Source organism: Micromonospora haikouensis (assembly GCF_000876225.1).
Taxonomy (GTDB): Bacteria; Actinomycetota; Actinomycetes; order Mycobacteriales; family Micromonosporaceae; genus Micromonospora; species Micromonospora haikouensis.
The window spans coordinates 1966296-1987229 of the sequence record NZ_JXSX01000003.1; the positions used below are offsets into that span (position 1 = coordinate 1966296).

General features: G+C 75.3%; 15 protein-coding genes and 2 pseudogenes. 10 read left to right on the forward strand and 7 right to left on the reverse strand.

Going from position 1 to position 20934, the window contains the following annotated elements; translation table 11 throughout:
• Window positions 1-38: 38 nt before the first annotated feature.
• Window positions 39-1151 carry a hypothetical protein gene (locus TK50_RS29755; RefSeq protein ID WP_144420433.1) on the reverse strand — a complete coding sequence of 371 codons (1113 nt, stop codon included), beginning with the start codon at window positions 1149-1151 and terminating at the stop codon, window positions 39-41.
• A gap of 310 nt (window positions 1152-1461) precedes the next feature.
• Here TK50_RS29755 and TK50_RS35645 point away from each other — a divergent pair, with 310 nt between their 5' ends.
• On the forward strand, window positions 1462-2451 hold the full coding sequence (locus TK50_RS35645) for a glycosyltransferase (RefSeq protein ID WP_338390920.1): 990 nt from the start codon (window positions 1462-1464) through the stop codon (window positions 2449-2451).
• Window positions 2452-3245: 794 nt separating this feature from the next.
• Here the strand turns inward: TK50_RS35645 and TK50_RS32415 are convergent.
• Window positions 3246-4364, reverse strand: a pseudogene (locus tag TK50_RS32415) (adenylate/guanylate cyclase domain-containing protein); the annotation flags it as partial.
• Between the two features lie 188 nt (window positions 4365-4552).
• On the opposite strand from TK50_RS32415, the gene TK50_RS29765 reads away from it, so the two are divergent.
• The 5 genes from TK50_RS29765 to TK50_RS29785 all read left to right on the forward strand — a co-directional run bounded on the left by TK50_RS29765 (window position 4553) and on the right by TK50_RS29785 (window position 13216).
• Window positions 4553-7474 carry a helix-turn-helix transcriptional regulator gene (locus TK50_RS29765; protein WP_043968871.1) on the forward strand — a complete coding sequence of 974 codons (2922 nt, stop codon included), beginning with the start codon at window positions 4553-4555 and terminating at the stop codon, window positions 7472-7474.
• Window positions 7475-7609: 135 nt separating this feature from the next.
• Window positions 7610-8380, forward strand: coding sequence for a DUF5995 family protein (locus tag TK50_RS29770; RefSeq protein WP_043968872.1), 771 nt, complete (start codon window positions 7610-7612; stop codon window positions 8378-8380).
• A gap of 101 nt (window positions 8381-8481) precedes the next feature.
• A complete protein-coding gene (locus TK50_RS29775) occupies window positions 8482-9231 on the forward strand; it encodes a phosphotransferase (RefSeq protein WP_043968873.1) in 750 nt (249 codons plus the stop codon).
• A gap of 186 nt (window positions 9232-9417) precedes the next feature.
• Window positions 9418-11466, forward strand: a complete 2049-nt coding sequence (locus tag TK50_RS29780) for an APC family permease (RefSeq protein WP_082106758.1) — start codon at window positions 9418-9420, stop codon at window positions 11464-11466.
• 187 nt (window positions 11467-11653) lie between these two features.
• A complete protein-coding gene (locus tag TK50_RS29785) occupies window positions 11654-13216 on the forward strand; it encodes a right-handed parallel beta-helix repeat-containing protein (protein ID WP_043968874.1) in 1563 nt (520 codons plus the stop codon).
• A 160-nt stretch (window positions 13217-13376) separates the two neighbouring features.
• Here TK50_RS29785 and TK50_RS29790 read toward each other — a convergent pair whose 3' ends face one another.
• The 5 genes from TK50_RS29790 to TK50_RS29810 form a co-directional block, all read right to left on the reverse strand.
• Window positions 13377-13586, reverse strand: a complete 210-nt coding sequence (locus TK50_RS29790) for a hypothetical protein (protein ID WP_043968875.1) — start codon at window positions 13584-13586, stop codon at window positions 13377-13379.
• Window positions 13587-13789: 203 nt separating this feature from the next.
• Window positions 13790-14839, reverse strand: a complete 1050-nt coding sequence (locus tag TK50_RS35650) for a helix-hairpin-helix domain-containing protein (protein WP_043968876.1) — start codon at window positions 14837-14839, stop codon at window positions 13790-13792.
• A 166-nt stretch (window positions 14840-15005) separates the two neighbouring features.
• The gene (locus TK50_RS29800; protein WP_043968877.1) at window positions 15006-16355 is read right to left on the reverse strand and encodes an FAD-dependent oxidoreductase; all 1350 of its coding nucleotides are present in this window, start codon (window positions 16353-16355) and stop codon (window positions 15006-15008) included.
• 17 nt (window positions 16356-16372) lie between these two features.
• Window positions 16373-16723, reverse strand: a complete 351-nt coding sequence (locus tag TK50_RS29805; RefSeq protein WP_043968878.1) for a TcmI family type II polyketide cyclase — start codon at window positions 16721-16723, stop codon at window positions 16373-16375.
• A gap of 94 nt (window positions 16724-16817) precedes the next feature.
• Window positions 16818-17627 (reverse strand): AfsR/SARP family transcriptional regulator, encoded by an 810-nt coding sequence (locus TK50_RS29810; protein WP_043968879.1) that lies wholly within the window; start codon window positions 17625-17627, stop codon window positions 16818-16820.
• Window positions 17628-18049: 422 nt separating this feature from the next.
• Between TK50_RS29810 and TK50_RS29815 the strand changes: the two genes are divergently transcribed.
• The 4 genes and pseudogenes from TK50_RS29815 to TK50_RS29830 form a co-directional block, all read left to right on the forward strand.
• Entirely contained in the window at window positions 18050-18382 is a 333-nt protein-coding gene (locus tag TK50_RS29815; RefSeq protein WP_043968880.1) for a TcmI family type II polyketide cyclase, read from the forward strand.
• Window positions 18383-18503: 121 nt separating this feature from the next.
• Window positions 18504-19232 carry an SRPBCC family protein gene (locus tag TK50_RS29820; protein WP_043968881.1) on the forward strand — a complete coding sequence of 243 codons (729 nt, stop codon included), beginning with the start codon at window positions 18504-18506 and terminating at the stop codon, window positions 19230-19232.
• Window positions 19225-19656: a cupin domain-containing protein gene (locus TK50_RS29825; RefSeq protein ID WP_043968882.1), complete on the forward strand. Its 432-nt coding sequence runs from the start codon at window positions 19225-19227 to the stop codon at window positions 19654-19656. Before TK50_RS29820 ends, TK50_RS29825 begins: the two co-directional genes overlap by 8 nt.
• Window positions 19653-20906, forward strand: a pseudogene (locus tag TK50_RS29830) (beta-ketoacyl-[acyl-carrier-protein] synthase family protein); the annotation flags it as partial. The gene TK50_RS29825 and the pseudogene TK50_RS29830, both read left to right, overlap by 4 nt.
• Between the last annotated feature and the right edge of the window lie 28 nt (window positions 20907-20934).

The window sequence follows — 20934 nt, forward strand, 5'->3', positions numbered from 1 at the left end:
CCGCGCTGCCCCGCGTCCCGCCCGACCGGCCGGGCCGGTCACCGCCTGCCGAGCGGGATCGCCTGGGCCGGGACCGCCGGCGTCGGTGCCGCCGGGACCGGTGCGGGCCCGGCGGGGCGGGCGGCCAGGCCGCCGAGCAGGGCACCCAGCAGCGCGGCGAGGACGACGACGCCGCCGGTCACCTCCGGCGTCCAGCGGACCCCGGCGGCCAGGCCGAGGCCGGTCAGGTGCCCGGCGACCAGCAGCCCGCCGAGCAGCGCCCCGGCCAGCGGCAGCCGCAGCGGCGCGGCCGGGCCGCGTACCGCGTCGAGCCGCCAGAGCAGCGCGTCGGCGAGGGCCGCCCCGCCCAGCGCCCCCAGCGCGGCCCACGTCTGCGTCGTCGGGAACTCGTGCATCACCAGGTCGTACAGCGCCACCCCGGCGACCAGGGCGGCGCCCGTCCCGACGGTCGCGCGCCGCCGGTGGACCAGCAGGAACGGTCCGACCAGCAGCAGCGTCGTGAGCAGGTACGCGTCGACGCCGAGCACCGCCTGCTGCTGGGCGCCCAGGCCGATCGTCCGGGTCGGGGCGAGGGTGAGGAACGCCGACGCGTAGGTGAGCAGGATCGACGGCGCCATCGCGCCGAGCACGAGCGACGCGACGCCCGTGGCCGAGCGCGCGCCGCCCTCGCCGCCGGCCCACCACGAACGCAGGGGGCTGGTCACCAGCAGCACCGCCGAGGCGTCGAGCAGCAGGTGGCTGGGGCTGAACGCGGCGTCGAGGCCGACCTCCACTCCCAGCGTCTCGTGCCAGGCCAGGTCGGCCAGCCCGGCGAGCAGGAAGGTCACCGCCGCGATCGCACCCACCCGGTAGCCGGCGGGCCAGCCGTCCCGCCACCACCGGGGCGCGCCGCCGCGCCGCCGGTACGCCAGCCAGAACGTCCACGCCGCCGTGGCGACGAAGCCCGCGTAGAGCAGCCCGTGCCACGGGGTGAAGAAGCCCTCGATGGTCTCGATGATGTTGGTGTGCGCCCAGCCGTCGGACATCGCCCCGGCGGTGAGCACCGCGCCGAACAGGACGGTGACGAGGTCCTCCCGGCGGGTGGCGGGTGGCACACCGGGGGAGGTGACTGCGGACGGTGAGGTGTCGTGGCGGACTCCGCTGCTGGTCATCGGCGGTCCTCTCGGGAGAAGGCAACTCAGCGTCATTGTGCGGCTCCCGTGGGCGACGGCCCGGGATCGGCGGCCGTTCGCGTCGGGCGCGTCGCGCCACCGTCCACATGCTGGGAAGCTGACGTGTCGGCGGCGGCCCGTCGCCCGCGTTCGCCGCCCCCACCGCCGCCCGGCGGCCGCCTACCATCGGCGGATGCGCGTCCTGGTGGTCTCCGCACCGTTGATCGGGCACGTCTTCCCGCTGCTGCCGCTGGCCCTCGCGCTGCGCAACGCCGGTCACGAGGTGCTCGTCGCCACGGGCGCCGAGGGGATGGCCGCCGCCCGCAGCGGCCTGCCGGTGCGCGACGTCGTGCCGGGCTTCGACTTCGGCCGGATCGCCCGGTCGGTGCTGCTGCGCCATCCGCTGGTCGGCCGCGCCGAGGTCGCCGGCACGGCCGGCACCCGGGGCGCCGCGCTGCTCTTCGGGCAGGTCAACGACGAGCTGGCCGACGGCCTCGTGGCGCTCGCGGAAAGCTGGCGGCCCGACCTGGTGCTCTACGAGCCCTTCGCGGTGGCCGGCGCGCTCGCCGCCGCCCGGCTCGACGTCCCCGCCGTACGCCACGAGAACTCCCTGTTCGACGGCCGGGAGCTGGTCCGGGTGACCACCGCCCGGCTGACCGGGGCACTGCGCCGGCACGGCCTCGCCGGGCTGCCGCCCCCCGTCGCCGCCCTGGCCATCGCCCCGCCCAGCGTGGCCACCCAGGACGGCTGGCCGCTGCGCCACGTCGCCTGGTCCGGCGGCGGGGAGCTGCCGCGCTGGCTCGCCGAGCCCGGCCCCCGGCCCCGCGTGCTGGTCACCCGCAGCACGATCGCCGGCCCGGTCGGCGCCGGCCTCATGCGCGCCGTGCTGGCCGCCGCCGGCCGGGTGGACGCCGAGTTCGTCCTGGTCCGGCCCGGTCTCCGGCGGGCCCGGCGACTGCCGGCCAACGTCCGGGCGGTGGGTTGGATCCCGCTGGCGGCCGCCCTGCCGGCGAGCGCGGCGCTGGTGCACCACGGCGGCTCGGGCAGCGCGTACGGTGCGCTCGTCGCCGGCATCCCGCAGTTGGCGACCACGGGGCCGGGGGACCGCCGGCACAACGCCGGGCTCATCGCCGCCCGGGGGGCCGGCCTCGCCGTTCCGGCCCGGCGGATCACCGCCGAACTGCTCACCCGGCTGGTCACCGACCCGGCGCTGGCCGGGGCCGCCCGCGAGGTCAGCGGCGAGATCGCCGCCATGCCGGCCCCGGCGGACCTGGTGTCCCGGCTGGAGACGCTGCGCTGATCCCGGGCCCGGCCGGCGTCCGTGCCCCGGCCCGGCCGGGGGCTGCTCCGGCCCTGCTCCCGACCCCCGTGCGGCCGCAGGCTGCCGCCGGGTGACCGGTCGCGCGGGCCCGGGGGCGCCGGCCGGGCCGGGGTCGTCGGCCGGAGCCGCGCCGGGGCCGGGTGCGTCGCGGGCCGCGCCGGCCGCACCGGTGCCGTCGCGCCGGCGCGGCGGACGACGGCCGCCAGGACCGCCCGGGGCAGCCGGTCGTGCGCCACCCGACGCAGCGCCGGGTCGGCGACGTCGTACCCGCCGCGCGTCGCGCGACGCAGCAGCCCGCGCGCGGTGAGCCGGCACATGGTCCGCTCGGCGTGGCCCGCCGGCCAGCCGAGGGCCCGGTCGACCGCCGCGGCGGCGACCCCCGGGCCCAGCGCGGCGGCGACCATCAGCGCGGCCCGCTCCCGGCCGTCGCAGGCGTCCAGGCCGGCCGCGGCGGCCGCGAGCACCGGCTGCGGCGGCTGTGCCGGGTCCAGGTCGTCGGCCAGGTGCCGCACGTACGCCTCGGCGCGCCCCGGCAAGCCGGCGACCAGCGGCAGCAGCCGGGTCGCCAGGGTCGCCGGCCGCCCGGCCCGGACCAGCAGGCGGCGCAGCAGCCGCCCGGTCTCCACCGCCGCCAGCGGGGGCAGCGGCACCTCGTCGTGCCTGCCCTCGGGGCCGGGGCGGTCGCCGCTCCACTGCGGACGCCGCGTCGTCACCACCGCCAGCGGCACCCGCCGGGCGACGGCCGCCGCGAACAGGGCGCGCAGGAACCGGTCCGTCGCCGGGGCGGCCCGGTCGGCGTCGTCGACCGCCAGTACGACGGGCTGCCGGTCGGCCAGGCGCAGCAGCACCCGCTGCCACACCGCCGCGCCGACCGGCGACGCCCCGTCGAGCAGCCCCTCCAGCGCGACCACCGTGGACAGCACCCGACCCGGGGGGACCACGCCGTCGAGCGCCGCCAGCAGCCGTCGGCGTACGGTCGCCGGCGTCTCGTCGGCGCGCAGGCCCGCGAACGCGCGCAGCAGGTCGGCGACGGGCTCCAATGGCCCCTCGGCGCGCGGCGGGCAGGCGGCGGCGTACCAGCGCACCGGCGCGCCGTCGACGGTGGCGACCGCGCGGCGCAGTTCGTGCAGCACCCGGCTTCGGCCGCTGCCGGCCGCGCCGACCAGCGACAGCCAGCGCGGGTCGCGTTCGCGGGCGGCCCGGACCACCCGGTCCCGGGCGGCGGCGAGCTGCCGGCGGCGGCCGACCAGCCCGCCGTGGTGGCGGACCGGCTCGGGACGGGCGGCACCGACGGCGAGCGCCACGTCCATGGGCAGCGACTTGCCGGCGACGCTCAGCGGGCCCAGTGCCCGGTGGACGATCACCCCGGCGGTGGCGCGGCGGGTGGCCGCGCAGACCACGACGCCGCCGGGCGGGGCGTGTTCCTGGAGGCGGGCGGCGGCGGTGATCACCGCGCCGCTGGCCATGCCGTGCGCGCCGTCGCGGATGGCCGCGACGTCCACCAGCGCCTCGCCGGTGGCGACACCGACCCGCGTGCGCAGGGCCGCGACGCCGGGCAGGGCCCGCCCGTCCAGGGCGCGCTGGATCTCCAACCCGGCCCGCACCGCCCGGTACGCGTCGTGGCCGTCGGACTCGCGGGCCCCGAACAGGGCCATCACGGCGTCGCCGACGTACTTCTCGACCACGCCGCCCCAGCGGGCCAGCACCCCGACGACGGTGTCGAAGTAGGCGCTCTGCAGGGCCCGGACCTCCTCCGGGTCGAGTCGGTCGATCAGCGCGGTCGAGCCGACGATGTCGGCGAAGAGCACGCTGACCGTTCGTCGTTCCTCGGGCACCGGCCAGTCGGCCGGCGTCGACGACTGGGTTCCCGTGACGATCGTGGACATGGGCATCGCACCGCCTTTCCCCCCGCTTGGTGCCTGACGACCTCAGGAGACTCCCACCACCGGTCCGACGGGGGATCGGCAGAACGACGTATGTCGGCCTACCGCAACCTTTAGTCGCAATGTCGACGCGAGGCGTACCAGTGGGGGCGAAGACCCGTAGAACGGTCCGGGGACCTGTGACTAGGCTGCGAACCATGGCCAGCGATGTGGACCTCGCACCACTCGTCGGCCGTGCCGACCACCTCGCGACGCTGCGGTCCGCGCTGCTCGACGGCGTGGGTCCGGGGCAGACGGCGGCGGTGTTCGTCACGGGCGAGAGCGGGGTGGGCAAGACCCGGCTGTTGCGTGAGGCGGGTGACCGGTTCCGCGCCGGGGGCGCGCTCGTGCTCACCGGCACGTGCCTCGACATCGGCGACTCGTCTCCCCTGCATCCGTTGCTGCAGGCGTTGCGGCGTTTCGACGCCGAGCTGACGGCCTCGCACGCGCGGACGTCGTCGGCGGTGCGCGGGCTGTTGCAGATGTTCGCCGCGGAGACGGCCGGTCCGGACGGGGCGGGCGCCCTGCTGGAGCGGGTCTCCCGGGGGTTGCACCTGGTGGCGCAGGGGCGCCCGTTGGTGCTGGTGCTGGATGATCTGCAGTGGGTCGACCGCAGCACCCGGCAGTTGCTGCTCTATCTGTTGGCCGGGCTCGGTGACCTGCAGTTGTCGGTGTTGGCGGCGGTGCGGGCGGAGTCGTTGCAGGGCGCGCATCCGTTGCGGCGGGTGTTGACCGAGCTGCGTCGCCTGCGGTCGGTGCGGGTGGTCGACCTCGCCCCGCTGGACCGGGCGGGCACGGAGCAGCTCTCCGCGGCGGTGCTGGGCGGGCCGCTGGGCGCGGAGGCGGCGGAGTCGTTGTGGCAGCGCAGTGGTGGGAACCCGTTCGTGGTGGAGGAGCTGGCGCGGGACCTGCGCGAGGGGCGCGACGGGTTGTCGGAGACGCTGCGGGAGGTGTTCCTGGCCCGGGTGGACGCGTTGCCGCAGGCCGCGCACGCGGTGGTGCACGCGGTGGCGGCCGGGGTGGAGCCGGTGGCGCACTGGCTGTTGGCGGAGGTGACCCGGCTGCCGGAGGGGGAGCTGATCGAGGCGGTGCGGGCGGCGGTGGCGCACCGGTTGCTGGTGGGTGACGACGACGGCTACCGGCTGCGGCACCGGTTGGTGGCGGAGGTGCTCGCCCACGAGCTGCTGCCCGCGGAGCGCTCGGCGCTGCACCGCCGGTACGCGGAGGCGCTCACCATGGCCCCGGCGGAGTTGCACCAGGCGCGGCTGGCGCACCACTGGCGGTTGGCGGGGGAGCCGGCGCGGGCGCTGCCGGCGGCGGTCGCCGCGGCGCAGGAGGCCGAGCGGCTGCACGGCTACGCCGAGGCGCACCGCCACTGGTCGGTCGCCCTGCAACTGGCCGGCCCGCCGGCCGCCGGGGTCGCCCCGGCCGACGGCGGGCTCACTCCCGACCGGGCGGAGCTGCTGCGCCACGCCGCCGAGGCGGCGCACCACTGCGGCGAGCACGCCCGCGCGCTGTCCCTGCTGGAGGAGCTGGCCGACGCCGAGGACGCGCCCCCGGCCTGCGCGTTGCACATCCGGCGGGCCCGCTACCTGGCTGCCGCCGGCCGGTCCGCGCCCGCCGAGGCGGAGTACCGGCGGGCCCTGGCCGCCGCCGACTGCACCTCCCGGGAGCGGGCCACCGCCGCCGCGCACCTGGCCGAGCTGCTGCTGCACCTGGGCCGCTACGCCGACGCCGGAGAGCGGGCCCGGGAGGCCCTGGAGCTGGCCGCCGAGGTGGAGGGGTCCGTCTCCGAGGTGGTGCTGGCCAGCATGGCGCTGGGCTTCAGCGAGGCATACCTGGAGGACCCGGACGCCGGGCTGGCGGTCATGCGGGAGGCCCTCGACACCGCCGAGCGGGCCGGCCGGCCCGAGGACGTGGCGTGCGCCTACCTGCACCTGGCGGAGCTGCTGACCGGGCCGCTGAACATCCTGGAGGAGGGGGTGGTGGTGGCCCGCCGGGGCGCCGAGCGGGTCGCCGAGCTGGGGCTGGGCCGCACGTACGAGACGCGGCTGCTGGCCATCGCCACGAACGGGCTGTTCCGGGTGGGGCAGTGGGCGGAGGCGGAGAAGGTGGTCGCGGCGGCGCTGCGGCACCGCCCGTCGGGCGCGGACGCCGTCGAGCTGCTGCTGGCCCGCTGCCGGCTCTGGGTCGGGTACGGCGACATCGAGGCCGCCGACCGCGACCTGGAGGCCGTCGCCACCGTGCTGGCCGGCGGCGGCGCCCGGCACGTCATCCCGCTGCTGACCCTGCGCGCCGGGCTGGCCATGTGGCAGGGCCGGCACGACCTGGCCCGGCAGGCGGTGCAGCGCGGCCTCACCGAGGTCCGCTCCGACGACGTCGGCATCCTCGCCGCCCTGGTCTGGCACGGGCTGCGCGCCGAGGCCGAGGCGCACGCCGCCCGCGCCAGCGTCGACACCACGGCGGTGCGCCGGCTGCGCGAGGTGGCCGAGCGGGTGGCCCGCAAGAGCGAACACGCCGCCCGGCCGGTGCGCGACGTCGTCGGCGGGTTCCTGGCCCTATGCGAGGCCGAGGTCAGCCGCCTCGACGGCAGCGACCCGCAGCTGTGGGCCCGCTCGGTGACCGAGTGGGACCGCCGCCACCACCCCTACCCGGCGGCGTACTCGCGGCTGCGGCAGGCCGAGGCGCTGCTGGCCCGCCGCACCCGCACGGCCACCGCCGGCAAGCTGCTGCGCGAGGCGTACCAGGTGGCGCAGGGGCTCGGCGCGGAACCGCTGAGCACCGAGATCCGCACGCTGGCGACCCGGGCCCGGGTGACGTTGGAGGAGCGGGGCGCGTCGGCCGAGGGGCGGTCCGTGGCCGGGGCCGAGCTGTCCGGCGACGAGCTGGCGATGCTGACGGCCCGGGAACGCGAGGTGCTCGCCGCCGTGGCCGAGGGGCTGACCAACAAGGAGATCGGCCAACGGCTGTTCATCAGCGAACGCACCATCGGCGTGCACGTGTCGCACATCTTCGACAAGCTCCAGGTGCGCACCCGCGTGCAGGCCAGCGCGATCTTCCTGCGCAACCGTCCCGAGTAGATCCTCCACGACGTACGCCCGTCGCCCGTTTATACGTCGTTCTACTGATCCGCCACACGGACCACGGCTGAGAGGCTGTGCCCCGACGCCGCGGCACGGGAATGGCGCGGCGCGCAGGGGGGAGGACGAATGGGGATGGGCGAACCGGTCTGGGGCCCGGTACACCAGGACATCGTGGGGCTACTCGCCGACCACCCGGCGGACGTGCCGGCGGTGGTCGACCACCTCACCAAGCTCCAGGACCTGCTGGTGCGGCTGCCCCCGCTGGAGCGCAGCTGCCCCCTGGCGGACTTCAACGAGCTGTACCTGACCATCACCACCAGCGTGCTGAACGGCCTGTACGACGACCGCTTCGCCGACCCGGTCTTCCTTGCCCGGCTCGACGTGGAGTTCGCCGCCCGCTACTTCGACGCGCTGCGCTACTGGACGGAGTCCAGCCCGGCCACCCCCCGGGCCTGGGCCTGCCTGTTCCGGCGGATGCGCGGCCCGGACGCCCGGCCGCTGCCGTCGGCCGCGGCCGGCGTGAACGCCCACATCAACTTCGATCTGCCGTTTGCGCTGGTGACCACGTTCGACAGCCTGGAGTCCGAGCCGGTCGACGGCACCGACCAGCACCGCGACTACCTGGAGATCAACCAGATCTTCGCCGAACGGATCCCGGAGCTGCGACGCGGCTACCTGGACAACTGGCAGCTCATGATCGACATGCTCAACGGCGACATCGACGACTGGTACCAGGGCGAACTGGTCGAGTACACCCGCAACGTGGCCTGGCGCAACGCCCAGAAGATCTGGCGCTGCCGGCACGATCCGGAGGCCCGCGAGTGTGAGCGCGTACGGCTGGACGACAACGCCGCCGCGCTCGGTCGGCTGCTGCTCTCGCCCCTCGGGGCGTTCCTGCAGTAGCCGGGTACGGGGGGTCCCCGCGCTACCGGGGGGGAAGCGCGGGGACACCCCCTGTCCGTAACGAGGTGGCCCGGTGGTGGGCCGGCCGGCAGGATGGCGGGGTGAGCAACCACGAGGAGCCGCTGCCCGGCAACGCCACCGCCGGGGTGGTGCGGGTGGGCGACACCGTCCGCCGGCCGGCCGGCCCGTGGACCGACACCGTCGACGCCCTGCTGGCTCACCTGCACGACGCGGGGTTTCCCGGCGCGCCCCGCCCGCTGGGCCGCGACGACCGGGGCCGCCAGGTGCTGGAGTATGTGCCCGGCGCGGTCGGCGACGTCACCGGCACGTACCCCCTGGGGGAGCTGGCCGAGGTCGGGGCGCTCCTGGCCGACCTGCACCGCGCGGTGGCCGGCTTCGTGCCGCCACAGCCGGCGGTGTGGCAGCGGGTGATCCCGCCGGACCGCGAGGATCTCGTCTGCCATCACGATGCCGCGCCGTGGAACCTGATCCGCTCGCCCCGGGGCTGGGTCCTGATCGACTGGGACTGTGCCGGGCCCGGGTCGCGGCCGTGGGAGCTGGCGTACGCGGCGCAGAGCATGGCCGGGATGCGGGCGGACCGGCCGGTGCCCGAGTCGGCGGCGCGGCTGCGGGCCCTCGTCGACGGCTACGGCCTCGACGGCCCGGAGCGGGCCGAGCTGCCCCGGATGCTCGGTCGACGGGCCCGCGCCATGTACGACCTGCTCGCGGCCGGTGCCCGGGAGGGCCGGCAGCCGTGGGCGCGGATCTGGGTGGACGACGGACCCTACTGGCGGGCCACCGCCGACCACCTCGACGCCCACGTGGCCGCCTGGTCCGCCGCGCTGAGCTGACCGGCCACGGGCCGGCCGGGTCCGCCGCGTCGGGGTTGCCGGCGCCGCAGGGCCGGCCGGGTCCCCGCCGGCCGCGTCGAGCTGCCGGGCCGGCGGTCGTGGACCCGGCCGACCTTCCTCGCCGGTTCGGGCGGAGCGGGCGGCGGGTTGCGCCTACGGTCGGGGCAGGGCGTGGAGGGGGCGCGCATGGCGCAGCGGCGGGACGGCGGGCAGCCGAGGCGGGTCCGGGGCCATCGGCGTGCGACGGCCCCGGGCGACGGGGTGGTGGTGCCGGCCTGCGTCGACCGGGCGACCAGCCCCGAGCAGCCCGCCGGCCGGTTCGGGCGCTGGCTGTTCCAGCACCGGGTGCCGCCCGTCGGGCCGGAGACCGGGGAGGCGCAGGTCCGGGCGCACCCGTGGTGGCAGGTGATGTGCCTGACCGGGGTGGACTACTTCTCCACCCTGTCGTACCTGCCCGGCATCGCCGCGCTGGCGGCCGGGGCGCTCTCCCCGGTGGCGACGCTGCTGATCGTGGCGCTGACCCTGTTCGGGATGCTGCCGATGTACCGGCGGGTGGCCCGGGAGAGCCCGCACGGGCAGGGCTCGGTGGCGATGCTGGAGCGGCTGCTGCCGTTCTGGCGGGGCAAGGTCTTCGTCCTCGTCCTGCTCGGCTTCGTGGCCACCTCGTGGATCATCACGATCACGCTGTCCGCCGCCGACGCCACCGTCCACCTGCTGGAGAACCCGTACCTGCCGGCGTCGTTCCCGCGCGGCACCCTCGCCGCGGTGGCGGTGACCGTGCTGCTGCTGCTGGTTCTCTGCGGGGTCTTCCTGCTCGGGTTCCGTGAGGCGGTGACGGTGGCCGTGCCCCTGGTGGTGGTCTTCCTGGGGCTGAACGCGGTGATCGTCGCGGCGGGCGTGGCGGCGATCGTGGCGGACCCGGCCACGCTGGGGGACTGGACCGCCGCCCTGACGGCCGGCGGCGGTGGGGTCGCCGGCCTGCTCGGTCCGGCGGTGCTGGCGTTCCCGCTGCTGGTCCTGGGCCTGTCGGGTTTCGAGACCGGGGTGAGCATGATGCCGCTGGTGCGCGGTGACGGCCCGGACGCCGAGCGTCGGCTCGCCGCCCGGATCCGCAACACGCGCCGGTTGCTCGCCGCCGCCGCGTTGATCATGTCGGTGTACCTGGTGGCCACGACCCTCGTCACCACCGTGCTGATCCCCGCGCGGGAGTTCCGGCCGGGCGGAGCGGCCAACGGCCGGGCGCTGGCGTGGCTGGCGCACGAGCGGCTCGGCGAGGCGTTCGGCACGGTCTACGACGTCAGCAGCGTGCTGATCCTCTGGTTCGCCGGCGCCTCGGCGATGGCCGGTCTGATCAACATCGTGCCGCGCTACCTGCCCTCGTACGGGATGGCGCCGGAGTGGGGCCGGGCGGTGCGCCCCGTGGTGATCGTCTACACGCTGATCAGCGTCTTGATCACCGTGGCCTTCCGCGCGGACGTCAACGCCCAGGCCGGCGCGTACGCGACCGGGATCCTGGCGATGATGGTCTCCGCCTCGGTGGCGGTGACGATCGCGACGGCCCGGGCCCGCCACCGGTTCGCGGCGGTCGGCTTCGCCGTGCTCACCGTCGTCCTGCTCTACGCCCTCACGGAGAACGTGGTCGCCAAGCCGGACGGCATCGCCATCTCCGGCATGTTCATCGCGGGCATCATCGGCGTCTCGCTGATCTCCCGGGTCACCCGCACCACGGAGCTGCGCGCCGACCGGATCGAGTTCGACGACGCCGCGCGCCGGTTCGTCGCCGAGTCCCTCGCCCACGACGGGCGGCTGCACCTGATCGCCAACAAGCGCGACAGCGGGGCGGTGAAGGAGTACACGGTCAAGGAACGCGCGCAGCGCGGCATGAACCCGGTCCCGGGTGCCGCCGACGTGCTGTTCCTGGAGGTCGACGTGGTCGACCCGTCGGAGTTCAGCCGGGTGCTGCGGGTGCACGGGGTGGAGGTCGGCGGCTATCGGGTGCTGCGGGCGGCCAGCCCGGCCGTGCCGAACGCGATCGCCGCGATCCTGCTCGCGCTGCGCGACGCCACCGGGGTCCGCCCGCACGCGCACTTCGAGTGGTCCGAGGGCAACCCCATCGCCCACCTGCTGCGCTATCTGATCCTCGGGCGCGGCGACACCCCGCCGGTGGTGCGGGAGATCATCCGCAAGTCGGAGCGGGACCCGTCGCGCCGCCCCGGCATCCACGTCGGCGGCTGAGCGGCGGGGGACCTCCCCGGGGCCGATCGAATCACCCTCTCGACGTGAATCATACGTTTATTCACGTACACCTGACTTGCCCGTTTCCTCTCCGTATCGTGACCTTCGGTGGCCCCCGCGAGGTACGCCACCCGGCGCCCCGTTCCGGTGCCGCCGCGTCATTTCGTGCAGGAGAGGCAGGACCGTGATGTTCACGTACCAGGGCAACCGGCGAGCGACGCCCAGCAGGCGACGGTCCCGGTGGTTCTTAGCCGGCGGCGTGGTGGCCGGCAGCCTGGTGGTCGGCGCGGCCGGTGTCACCGGCGTCGCCGCCCTGGCCGCCGACCGCGCTCCCGGCGTCACCGACCAGGGGCAACAGGCGGCGGCCGTGCGCGACGACGGCCCCGACGGGGGGCGGTGGACCGACGAGGGCGCCCCGGGCGGTCCCCGCCGGCCCGAGGGCGGGACGGACGGGGCGGCCGCCCCGGACGGCAAGCCGGAGGGCAAGCCGGACGGGCCGGGCACGCACCGGCCGCCGCTGCTCACCGTGCCCTGCGACTCGGCCCGGCTCGTCGCCGCGCTCGTGCAGGCCAACGCGGAGGGCGGGGCGACGGTGCGGCTCGCGCCGAAGTGCACCTACACGCTCAGCCACGCCTTCCAGCAGCCCGACGAGTACGACGGCGGCATCCGCGACGCCCGGGAGGCCGCCGACGCCGCCGAGACCCCCGGGGACGCCGAACTGCCGCCGCGCCAGCCGGGCGACGACAACAGCGGCCTGCCGGTGATCTACCAGGCGATCACCGTCGAGGGTTCCGGGGCGACCATCGCCCGGGGCGAGAACGCCGAGACCTTCCGCTTCTTCACGGTGCGCGACGGCGGCGAGCTGACACTGCGCGACGTCACCCTGCGCAACGGCCGGTCCACCTCGGAGGGGGGCAGCGTCCACGTCGTGCACGGGGCCACGGCCGTCCTCGAACGCACCACGGTCGTCGGCAGCACGTCCGTCTCGCCGAAGGAGGGCGGCGGCGGGGTCTTCAACGACGGCAACATGGTGGTCCGCGAGAGCCGGTTCGTCGGCAACTCGGCCGCCGGCGCCGAGGGCAAGGGCGGCGGCATGCTCAACGGCGGCGTGCTGACCATGACGAAGACCGAGTTCCGCGACAACAGCGCCAACGGCTACGGCGGTGGGCTCGCCAACTACCGGGGCGCGGCCGACGTCGCCACCACCATCCTCGCGCACAACATCGCCGGGCAGGGCGGCGGCCTGGCCAGCTTCTCGGCCCGGACGAAGGTCGAGGACACCCGGGTCGTGGACAACACCGCCAAGATCGGCGGCGGCATCGCCAACTCCGACGCGGTGCTGGTCCTGCGCGGCCTGGTCGTGCAGGGCAACACCGCCAGCGGCAACGGCGGGGGCATCTCCAGCGTCCAGGGCCTGCTGCCGATGGACGACAGCGTCGTCAGCGGCAACCACGCCCGGGGCAACGGCGGCGGCATCTTCGCCGACCGCTCCAACACGCTGGTACGCACCAGCGAGGTGAGCGGCAACGCCGCGGTCGGCGCGAAGTCCACCGGCGGCGGCATCTACACTGTCGCCGGGCAGCTCTCGCTGTTCAAGAGCAAGGTGGTCGACAACAGCGCGACCCTGCCCCCGGGTGGGATCTTCGCCGACCGGGCCCAGGTCAGGATCGACGACGCCAGCGTCGTCATCGAGAACCGGCCCACCAACTGCGTGGGCAGCAAGGTCACGATCGCCCACTGCTTCCGCTGACCCACGCTCTCGGCTCGCCCCGCTCGACGCGCACCGCTGCAGATCTTGGACGGTTCGTGTTCGCTCCTGACGGCAACTGTCCAAGAAGCTCGCAGCAGACGCGAAGCGAAAGCGGCCCGCCCCCGCAAGGGGGCGGGCCGCTCGTGCCGTGCCGCCCGTCCTACTTGGACGGCTCGGGAAGCTCGCAGTCGACCTTCGGGTTGGCGCCGATGTAGTTCAACGGCCCGGCGACGATGGTCACCAGGATGGTGCCCGCCTCGGCGCAGTTCGTGTCGTCGCCGTTGTAGTAGCCCCGCTGTCCAGCGGCGATGGCGCCGATGACCAGCCAGATGACAAGGATGATTCCCAGAATCGACGGGCCGCGCCGCATGGCTTCCTCCCGGGTAGTGGTGTTTTCGAGGTGAGCCCGATGTACCCAACCGCCACGAGCGGCTAAACGGCCGCTGCCCCGTCCGCACCTGCACGGACGGGGCAGCGATGTCGGCGGCACGCGGGGATCCCGGTGTCACCCGGAGCGTGGCCCGCAACCCGCTGGCCAGCCCCGACTGGTGCTACGCCTTCGGGGCGGCCCCGTCAGGCGTCGGCGCCACCCGCCGGGAGCACCCGGTCGGCCTCGGCCGGCGCGCCGGCGAGGACCTTGGCCTGCTGGGGCCACGTGGCCAGGCTGGGCGCGGCCCGCAGGCCGGCGGCGCGGATCGTCTCCCGCAGGGCCGCCTCGTCGAGGTCGGCGAGCTGCCGGTAGGTGCGGATGCCGGCGTCCTGGAGCGCAGCGGCCATCTTCGGGCCGATGCCCTGGATGCGACGGAAGTCGTCGGCCGACCCGGTGGTCGCCGCCCCGGCGGCGACCGGCGCGGGCTCGGGCTCGACCGGGGCGTCCTGCGCCTCGGACCCGTCGGCGGTCGGCGGCAGGGCGTCGTCGACCGGGGTACGCGGCGCGGGGACGACGGGCGTCGCGGCCCCGGCTGCGGGCTCCGACACGGGCTCGGCCACGGATTCGGCCGGCAGGACGGGCTCGGCCGGCGCGCTCTCGGCCACCGGCGGGACGGCCTCGGCCTCCGCCACCGGCGGGACCTGCGCGGTCTCCACCGGCTCGACAGCCCTGGCCACCGGCTCGGCGTCCGCGGTCTCCGCCGCCGGCTCGGCGGGCGTCACGTCCACCGGCTCGGCGGGCGTCACGGAGACGGGCTCGGTGGGGGTCGTGTCCGTCGGCTCGTCGGGGGTCGCGGCGACCGGCTCGGGCTCCGTCACCGTCGCCGGCTCCGGGGCGTCGACGGTGGTGGGGGCGTCGGCGGAGGAGGCAGGGGCGGTGGGGGTGAAGGCGGCCGGGTCGGCGTCGCCGAGGACCCCACCGGTCGGGGTGGGGGAGGCGGTGTCCGGGGTCGGCTGGTCGAGGACGGCGACCGGGGCCGACGCCGGCGCGACGGTCGCCTCCGGCCGCTGCTCGTCGACGGTGGCCTCGGGGGCGGGGCTGGACACCACCGCCACACCGGCGACCGGGTCACCCTCCACGATGGGCGTCGCGCCGGAGGGCGTCTCCTGCCGGCCACGCAGCGCCCATCCGGCCGCCGCACCCACCAGCAGTGCCAGGATCACGATCAGCCATTGCCCGAAACTCGACGGCACGGCGAACCTCCCTCTTTGAGAGCATCGGTGAAAAGTCGCGAGAAAAATCCGTCGCAGCTTCGCACACGCGCCGTGTCGGCGACAGGGAGGTCCGGTGGCTTCCGGTGCTGGTGGGGCACTTCGAACCCGGGGTGGCGCCGGGGTTACCGAGAGTGAGACGACGTCCTCAGTCCTCCTCGCCGCGATAGGTGTAGAAGTCGTCGACGAACTTGCGCCGCAGCCGGGGCACCCGACTGGTGATGCCGAAGTAGCCGCGCGCCCCGAGCAGCGCGAGCCGCCCGATCACCGGACGGTAGATCCGGTCGTCGCCGCTGGTGCCGCTGCGGTGCAGCGAGTCGTGCACGCGGGCGAACCCGTACGGCAGCATGGCGGCCTCGTAGTCGGCGACGGCCTGCACCAGGGTCTTCTCCCCGGCGGCGGCCAGCCTGACCTGCCGGCAGAGCAGGGCGGCGTCGCGCAGGGCGGTGTTCGCGCCGACCCCGCGCCCCGGGGTCATGGTGTGGATGGCGTCGCCGAGCAGGGTGACGGTGCTGCTCTTCCAGGCCGGCACGGGCTCGGAGGTGGACACCCTGATGGGCAGGGCGCTGCCGGGGTCGCTGCGGGCCAGCAGTTCCCGCAGGTGGGGGTGCCAGTTGCGGGTGAGTTCCTGGGCGATCCGGACGAGGTCCTCGCCGCGGCGGGTCATGACGTCGGCGGGGAACCGGCGGGCCGTGCTCCAGATGATGAAGTTGATGTTGTCGCGGGTGGTGTCGTGGCGCAGGCCGGGCCAGCGGCGCAACAGGTCGGCGTCGGCGGCGGCGACGCCGAGCTTGACGTCGCCGTTGCGGTCCCACTTGAACTCCATCACGTGCAGCACGCCCATCGTCCCGCCCGCGCCGAAGACCAGCGAGATGCCCTGCGCGACGCGTTCGGGCAGCAGCGAGCGGGTGTGTTCGGTCAGCGGGATCCGGGTGGCGATGTTGATGGTGCCGGCGTCGCGGATCACCGCGTGCGGCAGGTACTGGCGGCGGACGGCGGAGTGCGTGCCGTCGGCGGCGACCAGCAGGTCGCCGGTCGCCGTGGTGCCGTCGGCGAAGTGCGCGGTGACCGTGCCGTCGTCGCGCTGGTCGTAGTGGGTGAACGTCTTGCCGAACTCGACGGCGTCCTCCAGGCCGGTGAGCAGGACCTGGCGCAGGGTCATCCGGGCGACCGAGCGTTCGGTGCCGACGTCGTCGGTGTCCGGGCGCAGCGGAAACGAGGCGGTCTGCCGCAGTCGCTCGGTGACGACGTTGAAGTAGCGGGGGCCGCGGGCGCAGGTGACGGCGAAGATGTCGAACAGCTCCGGCGGGAGGCACTCCCGCAGCGCCCTGCTGCCGGTGGGTCCGATGCCGACCCGGTAACCGAGCAGCCCGTCGGCGCGGGTGGTGTGCCGTTCGTGGACGGAGACGCCGATCCCGGCCCGGCGCAGCCCGTGGGCCAGGCAGAGGCCGCCGGTGCCGGCCCCGATGATCACCACGTGCGGTGGGTTGGCCACCATGGTCGCGGCCCTCCCGCTCAGCCGGCCGTGCCGGTGGCACCGACCGACGAGGTGGCGTCCCAGCTGTAGAAGCAGCCGGCGATCGCGTCGCGCGGCGAGCGCCAGGTCGGCAGGTACGGCGAGGTGTGCGCGGAGAGCCGCTCGTTGACCTGGAGGTAGAGCGGGTGGTTGCGGGCCGCGGCGAGGGCGTCGGCGTCGACGTCGGCGGTCTCCATCAGGTGTACGCACAGGTCGTGCAGGCAGTACAGGGAGCGGTGCCGGACGCCGGTGAGGCCCGGCAGCTCCGTCGCGTCGGACTCGGCGAAGATCTGCGCCACGCGTCCCTCCGCGCCGGGGATGATCCTGCTGACGATCAGTAGACGACTCATGGGTCCCTCCCGCCGGCGGTGCTCCTGGATCAAGGTCGGGCGACCGTGGCACCGCTTCTGCGACCACCATGCCGACCGATCTGTCACGTTGCCGTCACCGTGGGTGTGTTTGCGGTGACGCGCCCGGCCTGCGCGGCTCGGGGGGCGTCGGGCGGCTGGCCTGCCGGATGGGCGCGAGCGTGTCGTGCAGCAGGGCGGTCATCGCCGGGGACGGCTCCAGGCGCAGTTCCCGCAGGAGCAGGTCGCGGTAGGCGTAGAAGGCGTGCACGGCCTCGAAGACGTTGCCCTCGGCGAGGTGGACGCGCACCACCAGCCGGTGCGGGGTCTCGCGCAGTGGTTCCGCCGCCATGGCCTCCAGCGCGGCCTCCAGGGCCTCGCCGTGCCGTCCCGCCGCGAGGTGGTTGCGGGCCACCTGTTCGAGCATGTGCAGCCGCAGTTGGCGCAGGCGTTCCCGTTCCAGCAGCACCCAGTCGTCGTACCAGCCGGGGAGCAGGTCGTGCCGGCCGGCGGTGAGGGCGGTGCCGGTGCTGCCGGGGTCGTCGCCGTCGCGGACGCGGGCGGCGGTGCTGGTCAGGTCGTCGACGTCGAGCCGTACGCGGGGGTCGAGGCGGGTGGTGTCGCCGGTGGCGACCAGGGGGCAGCACGGGTCCTGGCGCAGCCGCCACAGCGCGGTACGCAGCGAGGACAGCGCCCGTTCCTCCGGTGCCTCGGGCCAGAGCAGGCCGGCGAGGTGGCTGCGGGTGGCGCCGGGGCGCAGTCCGATGAGCGCGAGGACCCGTTGCAGGCCGCGCGGCACGACGACGGGGGTCTCGTCGTGCAGCAGGCGGAAGCCGCCGAGCAGGTGCAGCGAGACGTCCGGGGTGGGGCCGCCGCCCGTGGTCGGCGTGGGCGGATCAGCGGTCACGGCGGCACCCCCTGCACCGGACCTCGTCCGGACTCCTCGTGCGTCCCGGCGCGCTCGCCCGGGGGCGCCACTGTCTCCGGTGGCGTCACGCGGCGCGGCTCGGGCGTCGCGACCGCCGGGCTGGCCCGCTCGAAGATTAACAACAGTGATTACGGTGAGTCAACATGGGGTTGGGCGTGGCTGCTGCCATCGTGGACGGCAAAGTGCCCGCCAACTGCGAATATTTGTCGCCATCGGGGTCGCCTTCTCAGGCGGAGCATGGATTGTCCACAGGATTCATCAACGCAGCGTCACTGTCGGTCGTGTCGGGGGGTGGGCCGGCGGTGACGCCTCGGTGACGGCGGTGCGCGCACCGTGGCGGCAGTCGTCCCGCGTGACGGCGAGTTCACGCCGCGCCGCTGCGCGCCCGAGGGAGGCAGTCCATGGATCGTTCGCTGATCGTCGCCAAGGTGGCACCCGACGCCGAGGAGCGGGTCGCCGAGATCTTCGCCGAGTCCGACGCGACGGAGCTGCCGCACCTGGCCGGGGTCCGGCACCGGTCGCTGTACCGGCTGGGTGACCTCTACGTCCACCTACTGGAGACCGAGCGGCCGGGGGAGACGGCGGTGGAGGGCATCCGGGAGCACCCCGAGTTCGCCCGGGTCAGCGCGCGGCTGCAGCCGTACGTCTCGCCGTACCTGCCGACCTGGCGCTCGCCCCGGGACGCCATGGCGCGCTGCTTCTACCGCTGGGACCACGGCGGGCGGCGGCCGTGACCCCCACCGTCGGCGGGCGGGTGTGGCCGCGCTGCGCCGGATGCGCCGCACCGGACGACGGGAGGAGTCCCGTTCGCGTCCCCGCCGCCGGCCCGCCCGGCCCCGACCAGAGGAGAAACTGATGACCGTCACCCACGGCCGCCCGCTCACCGCCGAGATCACCGAGATCCTGGTGGCGCACTGCGGCTTGGACACCGAGGCCGCGGCCCGGGAGCCCGAAGCGTCCCTGGAGGACCTCGGCATGGACTCCCTCGCCCTGCTCGAACTGTCCGCGGTGGTCGCCGACCGGTACCGGGTGCGCCTGCCCGAGGACGCCGCGCGGCTGAGCATCGCCGAGGTCGCCGACCTGGTGACCCGGGCGACCGACCCGCCCGGGCACACCGAGAACAGCATCGTCATCGCCGCGCCGCTGCGGCTGGTCTGGGAGCTGACCAACGACGTGGCGAACTGGCCGAACCTGTTCACCGAGTACGCCTCCGCGCAGATCCTCGAACGCGACGGCCGCACCGTGCGGTTCCGCCTCACCATGCACCCCGACGAGAACGGCGCGGTGTGGAGCTGGGTGAGCGAACGCACCACCGACTGGGAGAACCGCGAGGTGCGGGCGCACCGGGTGGAGACCGGCCCGTTCGAGTACATGCGCATCCACTGGCGCTACGACACCGAGCCGGAGGGCACCCGGATGACCTGGGTGCAGGACTTCGCGATGCACCCGAGCGCTCCGCTGGACAACGCCGGGATGACCGAGCGGATCAACACCAACAGCCGCGTCCAGCTCGCGGTCATCAAGGAACGGATCGAGCGGGCGGCGCGGGCCGGCTCCGCCACCACGGGAGGCGACGATGAGTGAGACCACCGCCCAGCGTACGGCGGACGACCCGGCGTACCGGACGGTTGCCGCCCGCGACGTGCCGGCGGACCGGCGGCGCGGCGGCGAGCTGCGGGTGCTGCTCGGTCCGAGGACGGTCGGCAGCACCTCGGGGTTCATGGGGGTCGCCGCCCTCGCTCCCGGCGAGCGCATCGCCGAGCACTACCACCCGTACAGCGAGGAGTTCCTGTACGTGGCGCGGGGGGCGATCACCGTGGACCTGGACGACCGGCCGGTGCCGGTGGTCGCCGGGGAGGCGCTGTTCGTGCCGGTCAACGTGCGGCACCGGCTGCGCAACACCGGCGAGGAGCCGGCCGAGGTGGTGTTCCACCTGGGCCCCCTCGCGCCCCGGCCGGAGCTGGGGCACGTCGACACCGAACCGGCGGAACAGCGGGGCGCGTCGTGACCGCGCGCCGCACGGTGGTGACCGGCATCGGGGTGGTCGCCCCGGGCGGCGTGACCCGGGACCGGTTCTGGAAGACGATCACGGAGGGGCGCACGGCGACGCGGCGGATCACGTTCTTCGACCCGGCGCCGTTCCGCTCCCGCATCGCCGCCGAGTGCGACTTCGACCCGGTCGCCGCCGGGCTCACCGAGGCCGAGCGGCGCCGCGCCGACCGGTACGTGCAGTTCGCGCTCGCCTGCTCGATCGAGGCGGTCGCCGACAGCGGCCTGGAGCTGACCGACGCGCAGCGCGACCGCGCCGGGGTGGTGCTGGGCACCGCCGTCGGCGGCACCATGGCCCTGGAGCAGGAGTACGTGACCGTCAGCGACTCCGGCAGCCGCTGGCTGGTCGACCACGACCGGGGCGGGCCGTACCTGTACCAGGCGCTCGTGCCCAGCAGCCTCGCCGCCGACGTGGCGTGCCGGCACGGGCTGCACGGCCCGGCGCAGGTGGTCTCCACCGGCTGCACCTCCGGCATCGACGCCATCGGGTACGCCCACCAGCTCATCGCCGACGGCGAGGCCGACATCGTCCTCGCGGGGGCGGCGGACTCGCCGATCTCCCCGGTCACCGTGGCCTCGTTCGACGCGATCAAGGCGACCAGCCCCGACAACGACGACCCGGCGCACGCGTCGCGCCCGTTCGACGCCGACCGGCACGGTTTCGTCCTCGCCGAGGGCGCGGCGGTGCTGGTGCTGGAGGAGTACGGGCACGCCCGCCGCCGGGGGGCGCACGTCTACTGCGAGGTCGCCGGGTACGCCAGCCGCAGCAACGGTTACCACATGACGGGGCTGCGCCCGGACGGGCTGGAGATGGGGCTGGCCATCTCGGCGACCCTGAAGCAGGCGCGGCTCATCCCGCAGCAGGTCTCCTACATCAGCGCGCACGGCTCCGGCACCCGGCAGAACGACCGGCACGAGACGGCGGCGTTCAAGCGGGCCCTCGGCGAGGCGGCCCACCGGGTGCCGATCAGCTCCATCAAGTCCATGGTGGGGCACTCCCTCGGCGCGATCGGTTCCATCGAGATGGCCGCCTGCGCCCTCGCCATCGAGTACGGCGTGGTGCCGCCGACGGCCAACTGGGCCACCCGCGACCCGGAGTGCGACCTGGACTACGTGCCGAACGTGGCCCGGGAGGTGCCGGTGGACGTGGCGCTGTCGGTGGGCAGCGGCTTCGGCGGCTTCCAGTCGGCGATGGTGTTCCGCCGGCTGGGCGGGACGGGGCACGGCGGGGTGACGC

Excerpts from the sequence above, each read along its gene's own strand:
- TK50_RS29755 (WP_144420433.1), bottom strand. The coding sequence starts at position 1,151 with ATGACCAGCAGCGGAGTCCGCCACGACACCTCACCGTCCGCAGTCACC.
- TK50_RS35645 (WP_338390920.1), top strand. The coding sequence starts at position 1,462 with ATGGCCGCCGCCCGCAGCGGCCTGCCGGTGCGCGACGTCGTGCCGGGC.
- TK50_RS29765 (WP_043968871.1), top strand. The coding sequence starts at position 4,553 with ATGGCCAGCGATGTGGACCTCGCACCACTCGTCGGCCGTGCCGACCAC.
- TK50_RS29770 (WP_043968872.1), top strand. The coding sequence starts at position 7,610 with ATGGGCGAACCGGTCTGGGGCCCGGTACACCAGGACATCGTGGGGCTA.
- TK50_RS29780 (WP_082106758.1), top strand. The coding sequence starts at position 9,418 with ATGGCGCAGCGGCGGGACGGCGGGCAGCCGAGGCGGGTCCGGGGCCAT.
- TK50_RS29785 (WP_043968874.1), top strand. The coding sequence starts at position 11,654 with ATGTTCACGTACCAGGGCAACCGGCGAGCGACGCCCAGCAGGCGACGG.
- TK50_RS29790 (WP_043968875.1), bottom strand. The coding sequence starts at position 13,586 with ATGCGGCGCGGCCCGTCGATTCTGGGAATCATCCTTGTCATCTGGCTG.
- TK50_RS29800 (WP_043968877.1), bottom strand. The coding sequence starts at position 16,355 with ATGGTGGCCAACCCACCGCACGTGGTGATCATCGGGGCCGGCACCGGC.
- TK50_RS29805 (WP_043968878.1), bottom strand. The coding sequence starts at position 16,723 with ATGAGTCGTCTACTGATCGTCAGCAGGATCATCCCCGGCGCGGAGGGA.
- TK50_RS29815 (WP_043968880.1), top strand. The coding sequence starts at position 18,050 with ATGGATCGTTCGCTGATCGTCGCCAAGGTGGCACCCGACGCCGAGGAG.
- TK50_RS29820 (WP_043968881.1), top strand. The coding sequence starts at position 18,504 with ATGACCGTCACCCACGGCCGCCCGCTCACCGCCGAGATCACCGAGATC.
- TK50_RS29825 (WP_043968882.1), top strand. The coding sequence starts at position 19,225 with ATGAGTGAGACCACCGCCCAGCGTACGGCGGACGACCCGGCGTACCGG.